Source organism: Pseudooceanicola profundus (assembly GCF_054919315.1).
The window spans coordinates 590,158-606,167 of sequence record NZ_CM142898.1 but is presented as its reverse complement, the minus strand read 5'-3'; the positions used below and the strand labels follow the sequence as shown (position 1 = coordinate 606,167).

13 protein-coding genes are annotated in these 16,010 nt (G+C 67.6%); 12 read left to right on the top strand and 1 reads right to left on the bottom strand.

Annotated elements, in window-relative coordinates; genetic code table 11:
* Window positions 1-60 precede the first annotated feature (60 nt).
* The 12 genes from ACX9MO_RS02690 (at window position 61) to cynS (ending at window position 13,967) form a co-directional block, all read left to right on the top strand.
* On the top strand, window positions 61-888 hold the full coding sequence (locus ACX9MO_RS02690; RefSeq protein WP_462213459.1) for an ABC transporter permease: 828 nt from the start codon (window positions 61-63) through the stop codon (window positions 886-888).
* Window positions 889-892: 4 nt separating this feature from the next.
* Window positions 893-1,681, top strand: coding sequence for an ABC transporter permease (locus tag ACX9MO_RS02685; RefSeq protein ID WP_462213458.1), 789 nt, complete (start codon window positions 893-895; stop codon window positions 1,679-1,681).
* A 13-nt stretch (window positions 1,682-1,694) separates the two neighbouring features.
* Window positions 1,695-2,756 (top strand): ABC transporter ATP-binding protein, encoded by a 1,062-nt coding sequence (locus ACX9MO_RS02680; protein WP_462213457.1) that lies wholly within the window; start codon window positions 1,695-1,697, stop codon window positions 2,754-2,756.
* Window positions 2,753-4,072: an amidohydrolase family protein gene (locus ACX9MO_RS02675; RefSeq protein WP_462213456.1), complete on the top strand. Its 1,320-nt coding sequence runs from the start codon at window positions 2,753-2,755 to the stop codon at window positions 4,070-4,072. Before ACX9MO_RS02680 ends, ACX9MO_RS02675 begins: the two co-directional genes overlap by 4 nt.
* A 9-nt stretch (window positions 4,073-4,081) precedes the next feature.
* On the top strand, window positions 4,082-4,981 hold the full coding sequence (locus tag ACX9MO_RS02670) for a nucleoside hydrolase (protein WP_462213455.1): 900 nt from the start codon (window positions 4,082-4,084) through the stop codon (window positions 4,979-4,981).
* The gene (locus ACX9MO_RS02665) at window positions 4,975-6,822 is read left to right on the top strand and encodes an adenine deaminase (RefSeq protein ID WP_462213454.1); all 1,848 of its coding nucleotides are present in this window, start codon (window positions 4,975-4,977) and stop codon (window positions 6,820-6,822) included. Before ACX9MO_RS02670 ends, ACX9MO_RS02665 begins: the two co-directional genes overlap by 7 nt.
* 138 nt (window positions 6,823-6,960) lie before the next feature.
* The gene (locus tag ACX9MO_RS02660; RefSeq protein WP_462213453.1) at window positions 6,961-7,446 is read left to right on the top strand and encodes an RrF2 family transcriptional regulator; all 486 of its coding nucleotides are present in this window, start codon (window positions 6,961-6,963) and stop codon (window positions 7,444-7,446) included.
* Between the two features lie 522 nt (window positions 7,447-7,968).
* Window positions 7,969-10,437 carry a nitrite reductase large subunit NirB gene (gene nirB / locus ACX9MO_RS02655; RefSeq protein WP_462213452.1) on the top strand — a complete coding sequence of 823 codons (2,469 nt, stop codon included), beginning with the start codon at window positions 7,969-7,971 and terminating at the stop codon, window positions 10,435-10,437.
* Window positions 10,434-10,811: a nitrite reductase small subunit NirD gene (gene nirD / locus ACX9MO_RS02650; RefSeq protein WP_462213451.1), complete on the top strand. Its 378-nt coding sequence runs from the start codon at window positions 10,434-10,436 to the stop codon at window positions 10,809-10,811. The genes nirB and nirD overlap by 4 nt, the downstream gene beginning before the upstream one ends.
* Window positions 10,812-10,847: 36 nt before the next feature.
* The gene (locus ACX9MO_RS02645) at window positions 10,848-11,687 is read left to right on the top strand and encodes a formate/nitrite transporter family protein (protein ID WP_222492459.1); all 840 of its coding nucleotides are present in this window, start codon (window positions 10,848-10,850) and stop codon (window positions 11,685-11,687) included.
* Window positions 11,688-11,744: 57 nt separating this feature from the next.
* Window positions 11,745-13,469, top strand: coding sequence for a protein kinase domain-containing protein (locus tag ACX9MO_RS02640; protein WP_462213450.1), 1,725 nt, complete (start codon window positions 11,745-11,747; stop codon window positions 13,467-13,469).
* Between the two features lie 30 nt (window positions 13,470-13,499).
* Window positions 13,500-13,967 carry a cyanase gene (gene cynS, locus ACX9MO_RS02635; RefSeq protein WP_462213449.1) on the top strand — a complete coding sequence of 156 codons (468 nt, stop codon included), beginning with the start codon at window positions 13,500-13,502 and terminating at the stop codon, window positions 13,965-13,967.
* An 81-nt stretch (window positions 13,968-14,048) separates the two neighbouring features.
* Here the strand turns inward: cynS and ACX9MO_RS02630 are convergent, their stop codons facing one another.
* Entirely contained in the window at window positions 14,049-15,971 is a 1,923-nt protein-coding gene (locus tag ACX9MO_RS02630) for a cache domain-containing protein (RefSeq protein ID WP_462214494.1), read from the bottom strand.
* Window positions 15,972-16,010 lie beyond the last annotated feature (39 nt).

Below are 16,010 nucleotides of genomic sequence, written 5' to 3'. Positions count from 1 at the left end.
ACGGCGTTTTCCACGCCGTGCCCTTCGCTCTTGATACGAAGACCAAGAAAGGCACCCCCAATGCCTCGCAAGCTGCGGCCATGGCTCCTGTCCGCTCCGGCGCTCCTGCTGGTGCTGCTGTTCCTCGGCCTGCCGGTGCTCTCGACACTGGCCACCACCTTCGGCGACCCCAAGGGGCCGCTGGCGCAATATGCCACCTTCTTCAACTCGCGCTTCCGGATGACCGTGCTCTGGCGCACGATGGAGGTCGCGCTGATCACCACCGCCGTTTCGGTCGTGGTGGGCTTCATCACCGCTTGGGTGGTGGCACAGGCCCCCGCCCGGATGAAGAGCCTGCTGATCATCGCCGCCGTCTTCCCGCTGCTGACCGGCGTGGTCGTGCGCAGCTTTGCCTGGTTGGTGATCCTCGGCAAGAACGGCATCCTCAATGATTTCCTGCTCTGGATCGGCGTGATCAGCGAGCCGCTGACCATGCTCTACACCAAGGGCTCGGTCATCGTGGCGATGATCTACCTCTTCGTGCCGCTGATGATCCTGACGCTTGTCGGCGTGCTGGAAGGCATCCCGCAGGACCTGACCGATGCGGCCGCCAGCCTCGGGGCGAAACCCGGCGCGGCCTTCCGGCAGGTGGTGCTGCCGCTGGCGGTGCCCGGCCTGATCGTGGGCTCGGTCCTTGTCTTTACCGGCTCCTTCACCTCCTACGCGACGCCGCAGCTGCTGGGGGGCGAGGGGCAGATGATGATGGGCACCTTCCTCTACCAGCGGGCCATGGTCACCTTCGACTGGGTCGGCGCCTCGACCATCGCCGCCGTCATGGTGGTGGTGACCCTGACCACCGTGCTGATCATGTCCAAGATCGCGCGCCGCGTGAACCCGATGGCGGGGTGAGAGCATGAAACAACGTATCCATCCCCTCCTTGTCGCCTTCGCGGTGCTGGTCTTCTTCTTCCTGCTGGGGCCGCTGGTGATCATCCTCGGCTCTGCCGTGTCGGACACCAGCTACCTGACCTTCCCGCCGCAGGGGCTGACCCTGCGCTGGTTCACCAACATCTTCGAGATCTCGGCCTTCGTGCGCACCATGAAGACCAGCTTCCTGCTGGCGGTGGGGGGCACGGCGCTCTCCATGGCGATCGGCATCCCGGCGGCCTATGCGCTGGCGCGGTTCCGGTTCCAGCTGCCGGCCTTCCTCGGCAACATCTACGTGCTGCCGATCCTGATCCCCGAGATCGTTCTGGGCTTCTCGCTGATGAAGACCGTGGCCATCGGGGCCGATGTCCCGATCATGCTGGCCCTGCTGCTGGGGCACGCGCTGATCGTGCTGCCCTACTGCGTGCGGGTCGTGGGCGCCTCGCTGAACTCCTTCGACTTCTCGATCGAGGAGGCGGCCGTCTCGCTCGGCTGCCCCCGGTGGAAGGCCTTCTTCACCGTGGTGCTGCCCAACGTCCGCGCGGGCATCATCGCGGGGTTTATCCTCGCCTTCATCACCTCCCTCAATGACGTCTCGGTCTCGATCTTCCTGACCGGCCCCGGCGTCTCCACCCTGCCGATCCAGCTTCTGGCCCATATGGAGCAGTTCTTCGACCCGACGATCGCGTCGGTCTCGGTGCTGCTGATGGGTGTGACCGTGGCCGTCATGGCCATTGTCGAGCGCACGCTCGGCCTGACTTTCCTGACAAAGTGATGGGCGTTACCACATGACCGTCTCCCTCTCTCTCGACAACGTCACCGCCCATTACGGCAGCACCAAGGTGCTGGAAGACCTCTCGCTCCACGTGGGCGAGGGCGAGCTGGTCTCGCTTCTGGGGTCTTCGGGCTGCGGCAAGACCACCACGCTGCGGCTGGTGGCGGGCTTCCTCGAACCGACCTCGGGCAGCATCAAGCTGGGCGAGCGTGACCTGACCCGTCTGCCGGCGCACGCCCGCAACATCGGGCTGGTGTTCCAGACCTATGCGCTCTTCCCGCACCTGACCGTGCGCGACAACGTGGCCTTTGGCCTGAAACAGCGCGGCGTGGGCGGCTCCGAGCGCAAGAAACGCGCCGACGACATGATCGACCGCGTGGGCCTTGGCCATCTTGCGGACCGGCACCCGGCCAACCTCTCGGGCGGTCAGCGTCAGCGGGTGGCCCTTGCCCGGGCCCTCGTGATCGAGCCGCCGCTGCTGATGTTCGACGAGCCGCTTTCGAACCTCGATGCCAAGCTGCGGGTCGACATGCGGGTCGAGATCCGTCGCCTGCAACAGGCCAATGGCACCACCGCGCTCTACGTCACCCACGATCAGGAAGAAGCCTTCAGCATCTCCGACCGCGTGGCGATCATGAACGCGGGCAAGATCATGCAGCTGGACACCCCCGAGGTGCTCTACTCGCGGCCCGCCAATGCCTTCGTGGCGGACTTTGTCGGGTTCGAGAACATGATCCCCATGCGCGCCATTTCCGAGGCGGGCGACAGCGTTCGGGCCGAAATGGCGGGCGGCGCGACGATCAACCTGCCCAAGGACAAGTTCACCGTGCCCGCGCAGGACTTCATCCTCGCGACCCGGCCCGAGGGGCTGCTGGTGGCGGCAGAGGGGCAGGGCGTGCCGACCAAGCTGGGCCTGCGCACCTACCTTGGCCGCGCCTACCAGTACCAGTGCGACACGCCCGCAGGCGAGATCAAGGCCAATGGCCCGCTGTCCCAGCCCTTCGAAAGCGGCAGCAGTGCCGTGCTGGTTCCCCAGCCCGAGCAATGCTGCCTGCTGCCCAAGGAGGCCGCGTGACCCTTCTGACCAATGCCCGCATCCTGACCATGGATGCGGGCCTGACGGAGCACGAGGCCGGCTGGCTTCGGATCGAGGGCGACCGGATCGTCGCCCTCGGCTCCGGCACCCCGCCTGCCGATGTGCCCGCAGGTGATCAGCAGGACATGGGCGGCGACCTGATCCTGCCCGGCATGGTCAACCCGCACTGCCACATGCCCATGACGCTGTTCAGGGGGCTGGGCGAGGACGTGGACGACCGGCTTTTCCGCTACATCCTGCCGCTGGAACGCGCCCTCGTGGATGCCGAGGTGGTCGAGATCGGATCGCGTCTTGCGGCGCTGGAGATGATCCGCGGTGGCGTGACCACCGTGGCCGACATGTACTATTTCGAGGACCGCATCGGCGCGGTGCTGAACGAGGCGGGGATGCGTGGCGTCGTGGGCCAGACGCTGGCGGATTTCGCCGCCCCCGATCACGGCTCGATGGACGAGGGCTTTGCCCGGCTCGATGCGCTTGCCGATCTCTATGCCGATCACCCGCTGATCACCGCCTCCGCCGCGCCCCATGCGCCTTACTCCACGGGGCTCGAGACGATGACCCGCGTGGCCGCATGGAACGCGGACAAGGGCCTGCCGGTGCAGATGCATCTGGCCGAGACCAAGCCCGAGCTTGAGTGGGCGCAAAAGACCCATGGCTGCACCACGGTCGAGGTCGCGGATCGTGCGGGCCTGCTGACGCCGCATCTGGTCGCGGCGCATTGCATGTACCCGAGTGAGGCCGACATGGACCTCATGGCCGAACGCGGTGTCAGCGTGGCCTACAACGCGCGCTCCAACGGCAAGGCCGGGCGCGGCGTGGCCCCGATCACCGCCCTGCGCGCGCGGGGCATCAAGGTGGGCATCGCCACCGACGGGCCGATGTCGGGCAATACGCTCGACCTCTTCAGCCAGTTCGGCCCGGCCACAATGTTCCAGAAGATCGCAGCCGGCACCCGGGGCGCGCTCCCTTGCGTCGACGTGATCCGCATGGCCACGATCGAGGGCGCGGCGACGCTGGGGATGGCCGAGAGCATCGGCTCTCTCGAACCGGGCAAGCAGGCCGACCTGATCCGCATCTCGCTGGACGATCTGCGCCTGCATCCGATCTACGACATCTATTCCATGCTCACCTATGCCACGATGCCGTCGGACGTGCGCGCGACCATGGTCGCGGGCCGCTGGCTGATGCAGGACCGCGCGGTGACGACGGTGGAGGGGCCCAAGGCCCTCGCCGACGCATTGCTGGTCGCGCGCCGCTTCAAGGCGCGGATCGTGGAAATCGACAAGACCACCTGAGGGAAGACCATGCCCGCCATCATCGACACGGACCCCGGCATCGACGACGCGATTGCCATCCTCCACGCCCTGCGGGTGCCCGATCTGGACATCCTCGCGCTGACCACCGTGGCGGGCAATATCGGCCTCTCGGTCACCACCGGCAACGCGGGCCGTATCGTCGCCTGCGCCGGGGTGCCCACGCCGGTGCACGCGGGCGCTGCCGCACCGCTGGGGCGGGAGCCCCGGCCCGAGACCGGGGTGCACGGCACGGACGGTCTGGGCGGCGTGACCTTCCCCGCGCCTCTGGCAGAGCCTGCAAGCCGCGATGCCGTGGCCTACATAACCGAGGCGCTGATGGCGGCGGAGCCGAAGACCATCGACCTCCTCTGCCTCGCGCCGCTGACCAATGTGGCGCTGCTGCTGCGTCACCATCCCGAGGCCGCGGCCCGCATCCGCCGCATCATCGCCATGGGCGGCGCGGTGGACGAGCCGGGCAACATGGGCGCCGACAAGCGGGCCGAGTTCAACCTCGCCCATGATCCCGAGGCGGCGGCAGAGGTGCTGCACGCGGGGCTCGACCTCGTGCTGATCCCGCTGGATGCCACCCGCCAGTTCCGCGCGAACGCCGATTTCATCGCCCGCCTGCGCACCGTGGGCACCGCCCCCTCCGTGGCCTGCGCCGATCTGATCGAGGCCTATTTCGCCCAGACCGAGGGGCAGACGCAGATCCGCGAAAGCCGCCCGCTGCACGATCCCTGCGTGCCGCTCTACGCGCTGCGGCCCGATCTCTTCCGGCTTGAGACGCGGTCCTTGCAGGTGGAGCCGGAAAGCGGCGCCCTCGTGCCCGGCCCCTACCAGATGCAGGTGGCCATGGGCGTCGATGCCGACGCACTGCGCGACGCACTGGCGGAGGGGCTGGCATGCTGAAGGACATCACGGCGGCAAACGAGGCCGACCTGCGCCGCGAGCTGATCGAGGTCGCCCTGCTGCGCCGTCCGGCGGATACGCTGATGCGGGTGGGGGCGCTTCTGGACACCAACACCGGCCTCTGGCGCGAGGACATGGAACTGGCGCTCTACGGCGGGCGCATCGCCTATGTCGGCCCGCGCGGCTCCTACCGGGGCGATGCGGCGGGGACGGTGGACAAATCCGCGCTGCTGGCGGTGCCCGGTCTGGGCGAGGTGCACAAGCACATCGAAAGCTCCCACGTCACGCCGGAATACGAGGCGGCGCTGGTGATCCCGCGTGGCAATACATGGACCTGCGAGGCCAGCCACGAGTTCTCCAACGTGGTGCCGGATCGGACGCTGGATTTCTGGCTGGCACCGCGCCGGGCCGGATCGCCGCTGAAGATCTTCCCGCTGCCCGGCTCTGCCGTGCCGCCGACCGCGTGGGAACATGGCGCGCATCTGGACGGCGTGGACCAGACCCGTTTCCTGAGCGAGAGCCTCGCCTGTCCGGGCCTCGACGAGGTGATGGACTGGCCCGCCGTGCGCGACCGCGACAACCCGGCCCATGACCGGCTGTGGTCGATGATGCAGGCCACGTGGGAGGCTCGCGCCGTGGTCGAGGGCCATGCCGCCGGTATCCGTGACCTGCCAAACATCAACGCCTTCGCCGCCTCCGGCATCGCCTCGGACCACGAGGCATGGACGCCCGAGGAGGCCTTTGACAAGTTGCAGGCCGGGCTCTTCGTCGAGATCCGCATCCACACCGGGCCCGAGATCATCAAGGGCCTGCTGGAGATGGGCCTGACGGACTGGAGCCAGGTGGCGCTCGCCACCGACGACCGCCCCGCGCAGGAGGTGCTGGCCACCGGCGCGACCGACCGCAACGTGCGCATGGCGATCGAGGCCGGGCTTTCGCCGGAACAGGCGATCCAGCTGGTAACGATCAACCCCGCCCGCCACATGCGCCTGACGCCCTGGGTCGGATCGCTGGCACCGGGGCGGTTTGCCGATATCGTGCTGCTCTCCGATCCGGAAAAATTCGTGATCGAGGAAGTCTGGGCCGAGGGGCGCCGCGCTTCCAAGGGGGACGACTACCTGCTGCGGGTGCCGCAGATCGACTGGCCCGCCTGGGCGACGCAGAGCGTGAACATCGGCCGCCCCCTGACGGCCGAGGATTTCGTGATCCCCGCAGAGCCGGGCCGCGAGACCATGCAGGCCGCCGTGCTGCGCCCGTTCCACTGGACCGACGATTTCCTCACCTTCGAAATGCCCGTGGCCGACGGCGCGGTGCAGCGCGATGCGGATCGCAACCTGACCAAGTTCGCCATCGTGGATCGCTACTCGGGGCAGGGGGCGGTGTCCAAGATGTTCTGGCTGGGCTGCGGCCCGCGGGACGCGGACACGGCGCTCTGCTGCTCCATGGCCCATGACAAGCATAACATCTGGTGCGTCGGCTCCTCCGACGCCGCCATGGCGCAGGCCGTGAATGCCTGTGCCGAAATGGGCGGCGGCTGGGTGCTGGTGCATCGCGGCGCGGTGGTGGCCACCGTGCGCTACGAGGTGGCCGGCCTGATGACCGCGCGGCCCGCGCAGGCGCTCGCCGCCGACATGGCGGCGCTCTACGACGCGGGGGCGCAGGTGGAGTGGATGTTCGAACCCTCCTTCCACCCCCGCTGGGCTGAAGGCTTCCCCGAACGGCTGGCCTTTGCCACGCTAACCTGTTCGCCGTGGCGCTGGAACCTCGTGGCCCCCTCCGCCCATGCGCCGCAGGGCCTCGTGCAGGTCCAGACCGGGGAAACCCACCCCGTCGTCTGGTAACGCCACCCGTCAGGGCGCAAAATTGCTGAATAAATTCCGCCCCTTGCCCGGGGGCGGGGCGGGCTATCCGATTGGTTGATTGACGCATGGGTTAATAATTCCCAAAATGGGAATTATTTGCACGCAGTTGTCATCATCATGCATCTTTCGAAGTTTACCGATTACGCCCTGCGCGTCTGCCTCTACCTCGGCGCCCATCCCGAGCGGCTGGTCCCGATCTCCGAGATGGCGCGCGCCCATGACCTGTCCCAGTCGAACCTGATGAAAGTCGTTCATCAGCTGGTCGAGGGCGGTTTCCTGACCAGCACCCGGGGCCGGTCGGGCGGCATCCGCCTTGCGCGGCCGCCCGCGGAGATCCGTCTCGGCGCCGTGACGCGATTCATGGAGGGCGACGGTGGCATGGTCGATTGTTCCTCCTGCATCCTGCGCGGCTCCTGCGGGCTGGTGCCTGCGCTGCACGAGGCGCGGATGGCCTTCTACGCGGTGCTCGACAGCCAGACGCTGGACCGGGCGGTGAAATCGCACCCCCGTATGTTGCCGATCCTTCAGGCGGCCGGCGCGCGCGACGCCAATTCGCCCCCGGCGCGCAGCCGCAAGCTGTCGGAGCCCACCCCGGTCAAATGAGCCCCGCACCGGGCGCTGCAGCCCGGCAAGGCCCCCTCCCGTGAGCCGGGCCCCAAGGGCCCCGGAACCGGCACATCGCCGGGCCGAGTCGGCCTCTCCCTGACGTCGGAGCAGCGCCGAGAGGTCGGGGGAGGGGCCTCTGCCGCCGCGGTGTCATTCCGTCTCTGCCGGGCAAGCGGGCGGGTTTTTCGAGCCATTGACCAAAATTTGACCTCAAATCGGACGATTTCCCCTGCGGAAGGGGAAATTCACGCTGCACCCGCACATGATGCTTGTGCGAAAATACATGCTGTGTCATTGCATGTATCAATCAAGGTGGAAACGCTTCCACCCACCAGCCGCAATGGCGCGGCCATTTCCGTCAAAACGCCCGTACCGGGCAGGCAGCAACGATGCTGCAGCTTCGTACCGACAGACTCGGTTCGTGGGAAAGCTGTGCATCCAAGCTTCTGCTTTTCCTGACAGAAATCGCCGCGGCCCGGACATCCGGTTCGCTCAGCCCAAGCAGACCGGAGACCTCACATGTCCAGGCAGCGACTCGTCATCATCGGCAACGGCATGGCCCCTGGCCGGATGCTGGAACACCTCTTCGAGGCCAGCGACGCTTACGACGTCACGATCTTCAACGCGGAATCCCGCGTGAACTACGACCGCATCATGCTCTCCCCCGTGCTGTCGGGAGAGAAGAGCTTCGACGACATCGTGATCCACGACGACGCCTGGTATGCCTCGCATGGCATCACCCTGCACCGGGGTCAGAAGGTCGTCTCGATCGACCGCGACGCGCAGACCGTCACCAGCGAAGGCGGCATCACCGCCGGTTATGACAAGCTGGTCATCGCCACCGGCTCGAACCCCTTCATCATCCCCGTGCCCGGCCACAAGCTGCCCGGCGTGGTGGCCTACCGTGACCTCGACGACGTGCAGGCGATGAAACGCGCCGCGGCGCTCGGCGGCCGCGCGGTGGTCATCGGCGGCGGCCTGCTGGGCCTCGAAGCGGCGGCGGGCCTGAAGGCGCAGGGCATGGACGTGACCGTGCTGCACCTGATGCCCACCCTGATGGAGCGTCAGCTGGACCCGGCGGCAGGCTACCTGCTGCAGAAGGAACTGGAAGGCCGCGGGATCGAAGTGCGCTGCGGCGCCAACACCAAGCAGATCCTCGGCGAGGCGCAGGTTGAAGGCGTCGAGCTGGAAGACGGCACCGTGATCGACGCCTCCCTGGTGGTCATGGCAGTCGGCATCCGCCCGAACGTGCAGCTGGCGCAGGAGGCCGGTCTCGAGGTCGGCCGTGGCATCGTCACCGGCGCCGACATGAAGACCTCGGACGCCAACATCTACTCCGTCGGGGAATGCGCCGAGGTGGAGGGCCGGGTCTATGGCCTCGTCGCGCCGCTCTACACCATGGCCAAGGTGGCCGCCGCGCATCTGGCCGGCGCCTCGGACGCTGCCTTCGCCCATACGGAAACGCCCACCAAGCTGAAGGTCACCGGCGTGAACCTCTACTCGGTCGGCGAATTTGGCGACGGGCCGGAGCTGGAGGACGTGGTCCTGCGCGATGCCAAGCGGGGCACCTACAAGCGCGTGATCCTGAAGGACAACAAGGTCGTCGGTGCCGTGCTCTACGGCGATGTGGCCGATGGCATGTGGTACAACGAACTGCTGAAGTCCGCCGACTGTGTCGAGGCCATGCGCGAGACGCTGATCTTCGGTCAGGCGCACCAGGGTGGCGGCGCGGCCGCGGACCCGCTGGCGGCGATCTCCAACTTGTCGGACGACGCGGAGATCTGCGGCTGCAACGGCATCTGCAAGGGCCAGATCGTCAATGCGATCAAGGACAAGGGCCTGACCTCGCTGGCCGAAGTCCGCGCCCACACCAAGGCCTCCGCCTCCTGCGGGACCTGCACCGGGCTGGTCGAGGGCGTCATGGCCCTGACCCTGGGCGATACCTTTGCCAAGAAGGCCGAGGGCATGTGCGGCTGCACCGATCTGGGCCACGGCGACGTGCGCCGCCTGATCGTGGCCAAGGAACTGAAATCCATCCCCGCCGTGATGCAGGAACTGGAGTGGAAATCCTCGGGCGGCTGCGCCAAGTGCCGTCCGGCGCTGAACTACTACCTCCTGTCCGACTGGCCGGGCGAATACGTCGACGACCAGCAGTCGCGCTTCATCAACGAGCGCGTGCACGCGAACATCCAGAAGGACGGCACCTATTCCGTCGTTCCCCGGATGTGGGGCGGCATGACCACTGCGGGTGAGCTGCGCGCCATCGCCAACGTGGTGGACAAGTTCAACATCCCCGACGTGAAGGTCACGGGCGGCCAGCGGATTGACCTGCTGGGCGTCAAGAAAGAGGACCTGCCCGCCGTCTGGGCCGATCTGAACGCCGCCGGCATGATCTCGGGCCACGCCTACTCCAAGGGGCTGCGCACGGTGAAGACCTGCGTCGGCTCCACCTGGTGCCGGTTCGGCACGCAGGACAGCACCGGCCTCGGCATCAAGCTCGAGAAGTTCATGTGGGGTTCGTGGACGCCCGCCAAGGTGAAGCTGGCGGTCACCGGCTGCCCGCGCAACTGCGCCGAGGCGACCTGCAAGGACATCGGCGTGATCTGCGTCGATAGCGGTTACCAGATCGTCTACGGCGGTGCCGCCGGCCTGCACATCCAGGGCACGACCGAACTGGGCACCGTGAAGACCGAGGACGAGGTGATCGAGATCGCCGGCGCCATGACCCAGATGTACCGCGAGCAGGGCTTCTACCTCGAGCGGATTTACAAGTGGGCCGACCGGGTCGGCTACGACACCGTCAAATCTGTGATCTTCGACGATCTGGAGAGCCGCCGCGCCTACTACGAGCGCTTCGTCTACTCGCAGCAATTCGCACAGGTCGACCCCTGGTCCGAGCGCGTCTCGGGCGTCGACAAGCACGAGTTCAACCCGATGGCCGTCTTCGGCCTGCCCAACGACACCACCGTCCAGGAGCCCGCAGAATGAACGCCAGATTCACCAGCCCCAACGCTTCGCTTCTTGAGGGCGGCCAGCACACCGATCTCGACTGGCGCCTGATCGGCACCATCGACGACATCCCCGCCCAGGGGGCGCGCTGCGTGAAGAACGGCGAGACCACCATCGCCGTCTTCCGGACCGCGGACGACCGTATCTTCGCACTTGAAGACAAATGCCCGCATCGGAACGGGCCGCTCAGCCAGGGGATCGTGCATGACGGTTGCGTCACCTGCCCCCTGCACAACTGGGTCATCTCGCTCGAAACCGGCACCGCGCAGGGTGCCGACGAGGGCCGGACTGCCTCCTTCCCCGTCCGCCTCAGCGGTCGGGACATCTACCTCAATCTGAAACCTGGCGCCTGATCTCGGGCCCGCACTCTCTCGAAAAGGACTACGAACATGTCGTATATCGCTCCGAAGGAATTCGCGGCCAAGATGGTCGACGCCGGCGAATCCAAGATTTTCATGTCCACCAAGGACACCCTGATCCGCGCATACATGGCGGGTGCCATCCTGGCGCTTGCCGCGGCCTTCGCCGTGACCATCGCGGTCAACACCGGCAACTTCCTCGTCGCCTCTCTGCTCTTCCCGGTCGGCTTCTGCATGCTGTACCTGATGGGCTTCGACCTGCTGACCGGCGTCTTCACGCTGGCCCCGCTGGCCGTCATCGCCAAGCGTCCGGGCTGCACCTGGAAAGGCGTCCTCCGGAACTGGGGCCTCGTGTTCTGCGGCAACTTCGCAGGCGCCATGACCACCGCCATCCTGATGGCCGTCGTCTTCACCACCGGCTTCTCGACGGAACCGAACGCGGTTGGCCAGAAGATTGGCAGCATCGGTGAAGCCCGGACGCTCGGCTACGCCGCAGCGGGTGGGGCCGGCCTGCTGACGGTCTTCGTCCGCGCCGTGCTGTGCAACTGGATGGTCTCCACCGGTGTGGTCGCCGCGATGATGTCCTCCTCCACCGGCGGCAAGATCATGGCCATGTGGATGCCGATCCTCGTCTTCTTCTACCTCGGCTTCGAGCACTCGATCGTGAACATGTTCCTGTTCCCCTCGGGCATCATGCTGGGCGGTCAGTTCACCTGGTTCGACTACTTCGCCTACAACGAGATCCCCGTTGTCCTTGGCAACCTCGTCGGCGGCCTGACCTTCGTGGGCGGCATGATCTACGCCACGCACTTCCGGGAATCGCCGAAGCGCAACGCAGGCAAGGACGTGTCCGGCCTGCCGGCAGAGTAATCTCCCCTCCTTGGCCCCGCTTCGGCGGGGCCTCTTTTCTTCACCGGAGCCGATCCCATGCCAAAGGATACCGTTGCCCGCCCGTGCCTCACGGTGACGCTCGGCCAATATTCCGGCGCGGGGCGCAAGCCGGAGAACCAGGATTTCCACGGCGCGCTGATCCCCTCGGGCAGCCCGCTGGCGTTGAAGGGGATCACCCTGGCCGTGGCCGACGGGATCTCTTCCAGCGCGGTCAGCGGGCAGGCGGCAGAGACCGCCGTGAAGGCCCTGCTGGACGATTACTACGCCACCCCCGACGCCTGGACGACGCGCACCGCCGCGACCCGCGTCATCGCCGCCACCAACGCCTGGCTGCATGGGCAGAACACCTCCGTCGCCGATGTGAACGCGGGCCATGTCTGCACCCTGTCGGCGCTGATCCTGAAGGGGCGCGAGGGCCATGTACTGCACGTGGGCGACAGCCGCGTGGCGCGGCTCTCGGGCGCCAGCCTCGAGGCGCTGACCGAGGATCACCGGCTGGTCCTCTCCCAGGCCGAGAACTACCTGGCCCGCGCCATGGGCGCCGCCCGCGAGGTCGAGGTGGACTATCGCCGCGTGAGCCTGAGCGAGGGCGATGTCTTCGTGCTGACGACCGACGGCGTGCATGAGTTCATCACCGCCCGTGACGTGACCGCGGCCCTTGCCGCGCCGAACCTCGACACCGCCGCCCGGCAGCTGGCCGATGTGGCGCTGGAGCGGGGCAGCGACGACAACCTGACGGTGCAGCTGCTGCGGGTCGAAAGCCTGCCCGAGGCCGGGGCCGAGCTGTCGCTGGACGCCGCCCGCCTGCCGGTGCCGCCGCTGCCGAAGGCGGGGGAGGTGATCGACGGCTTCCGCATCCTGCGCCCGCTGCACCAGACCGCCCGCAGCCACGTCTACCTTGCCGAGGACGGGCAAGGACAGCGCGTGGCGCTGAAGATCCCCGCCAGCGAGATGGCGCTGGACACCGATTACCTGCGCCGCTTCGTGCTGGAGGAATGGATCGCCCGCCGTCTCGCCTCGGCCCATGTGCTGCGCGCGGCAGAGGCGCCGGCAAACCGCAGCGCGCTCTACGTGGTCACCGAGTACGTGGAGGGCCAGACCCTGCGCGACTGGATGGCCGACCACCCGCAGCCCGATCTGGCGCAGGTGCGCGACATCGTCACCCAGATCGCCACCGGCCTGCGGGCGTTTCACCGCCGCGAGATGCGGCATCAGGATTTGCGGCCCGAGAACGTGATGATCGACCGGGAGGGAACGGTGAAGATCATCGACCTCGGCTCTGCCTCTGTTGCGGGGGTGGAGGAAGCCGCGCCGGGCCTGTTGGGGGACATGCCCGGCACCTATCAGTACACCGCGCCGGAATACCTCTCGGGGCAGGGGGCGACGTGGCGGGCGGATCAATACGCCCTCGGTGTCATCGCCTACGAGATGCTGACCGGGCGGCTGCCCTACGGGGCGCAGGTGGCCCGCGTGCGCAATGCGCGCGATCAGGCCCGCCTCAGCTACGTGCCCGCGCGGGACGCCGAAAACGGGCTGCCCGACTGGATGGATGCCGCGCTGAAACGCGCGGTGCATCCCGATCCGGCCCGCCGCTACGAGGCGCTTTCCGAATTCGTCGCGGACCTGCGCCGCCCCGGCGCCAGCTACCGGGCGGGGCGGCATGTGCCGCTGGCGGAACGCAACCCGGTCCGCTTCTGGCAGGCGGTCTCGGCCGGGCTGGCGCTGCTCTGCGTCGTGCTCATGACCCAACTGGCGGGCTGATCCGCCACCAACATCGCAGGAGGACAAGAGATGAAAGACCTGACACAGGCCGAAACCCTGACCCGAGAGGACGTCACCGCGCTGATCCTCGCCTCCAAGAAGGCGGCACTGCAGACCTGGGAAGGCATCGCCGAGGCCATCGGCATGTCCCCGGTCTGGACCCACTCGGCCTGCATGGGGATGAACGCCTTCCCGCGCGACAAGGCCGATGCCCTCGTCGCGCTGCTGGACCTGCCAGAGGCGGCGGCCGACCTGCTGGTCGAAAGCCCCACCAAGATCTGGGAGCAGACCGTCCCGACCGATCCCTGCATCTATCGCCTCTACGAGATCGTCGGCGTCTACGGCCCCACGATCAAGGCGCTGATCCACGAGGGCTTCGGCGACGGGATCATGTCGGCCATCGACTTCGACATGCAGGTCACCCGCGTGCCGCACGAGAAGGGCGACCGGGTGAAGATCGAGATGTCGGGCAAATACCTGAGCTACAACGCCTGGTAAAAGCCCCGACGCGACCGCCGGCGGATGGGGCCCGCCGGCGGTCCATTTGTTTTCCGCGACCTGCCGCCGCGCGCGGGTGGGTCAATAGGCGTCGTCTTCCAGCGCCAGATCGGCCTCGGGCAGGAAGATGGTGAAACGGCTGCCCGCGCCGGGCGTGCTGTCCACCTCGATCCGCCCGCCCGCACGGCTCACCAGCGTCTGGCTGATGGAGAGGCCAAGCCCCGTGCCCTGCGCCTGCTTGGTGGTGAAGAACGGGTGGAAGATGCGCTGCATCGTCTCCGCTTCCATCCCGGTGCCGGTGTCCTCCACCGTGATCTCCACCCCGCCCGGGACCTCGGTCACGCCCAGTGTCAGCACGCCGCCCTCGGGCATGGCGTGCACGGCGTTGAGGATCAGGTTCACCATGATTTGCTGCAACTCCGTCCGGGCGATCAGCACGCGGCGGGTGCTTTCCAGCGCGGTGCGCAGCTCCACGCCCGCGCTTTCCGTCTGGTGCCGCGTCAGCACGAGGCAGTCGCGCACCACCTCGTCGGGGCGGATCGCGTTGGCCGCGCCGGAATACTCCTCGGGCTTGGCGAATTGCAGCAGCTTCGAGACGATGGCCCCGATGCGATAGACCTGGTCGTCGATCAGGTCGAACTCGGTCTTCACCGCCTCGGCGTGGTCGTCCAGCAGGGCGCGGGCCACGTCCAGGTTGCCCTGGATCACGGCGATCGGGTTGTTGATCTCATGGGCGACCGAGGCGGTGATCTCGCCCACGGCGGCCAGCTTCTCGGACAGGATCAGCCGCTCGGTCGTCTGTTCCAGCTTCTCGTTGGCGGCGCGCAGGTCGCGGGTGCGCTCCTCCACCTTCTGTTCAAGGCTCTCGGCCCAATCCCTGAGCTGGCGGTCGCGCTCCTGCACCTGATCCAGCAGGTCGTCGAGGTGGCCCGCCACCTGCGCGATCTCGCCGCTGTCGTCCTGCGGGCCATTGCGGGCCTCCATCTCGCCGGCCTCGACCCGGGCCATGGTCTGGGTCATCCGTTCCAGCGGACGGAAGATGCGCCCCGCCCATTGCAGGAAGATCGGCACCGAAAGCGCGGCGATCAGCAGGAAGAGCACGGTGACCGTCAGGACGGAGTTCGCCTTGGCCTGCAGGAACGGCGCCTCGAGAAACCCGACGTAGAGCATGCCGACGCGTTCGCCGAAGCTGTCGGTGATCGGCTGGTAGGCCGAGATGTACCAGTCGTTCACCACGAAGGCCCGGTCGCGCCAGACCTGACCCTCGCCCAGCACCCGCTCACGCACCTCGGCGGAGACCCGGGTGCCGAGGGCGCGGACATTCTCGAAGAGACGCACGTTGGTCGACACGCGCACATCGTCGAGGAAGAGCGTCGCGGTGCCCTGCGAGCCTTCGGGCAGGCTGCGGTCGCGGTAGACGAGGCCATTGATCGTGTCGATGAAATCGAGGTTCCGGTTCAGCAGTCGCCCGCCCACCAACGCGCCCATGCGGCCGCCAGGCATCCGCACCGGGGCGGCGGAGTGGACGATCATGCCGCGGTCCTCGACGGGGCGGTCCGTGGGTACGGCATTGCGGGTGGGCACCATGGCGATCGCCGCGCGCCGGGCAAGGCCGGGGGCGAGCGCCTCGAGCGAGGGCGCGGGCAGTACGTCCACCGCGCTGCGGGCGTCGCCGTCGAGGGCGGCGCGGATCACCGGCCAGTCGCGGGGGGCGAAGCCGCGGGCGGTGCGGCTGCCGTCGGTGACATAGAGGAAATCGAGCGAGAGACGCCGCTTCTCGGCCTCCAGCAGGGCGGTGAAGGCCTCCGGATCGTCGAGGGCGTCGTGCAGGGCGACGGAGTGGGCGATCGCATCGAGCCGTTCGCCCGAGACGTCCACCAGCCGCCCGAGGTACTGTTCGGCAATGGTCAGGTCGCCGTTCACCTTGGTGATCAGGATATCGTCGATGCGGCCGGACCAGCGGATCATGGCACTGCCCAGCATCATGGGCAGCAGCACCAGCATCGGCAGCAGCGCAATGACCAGAAGCCGGACGCGCAGGGA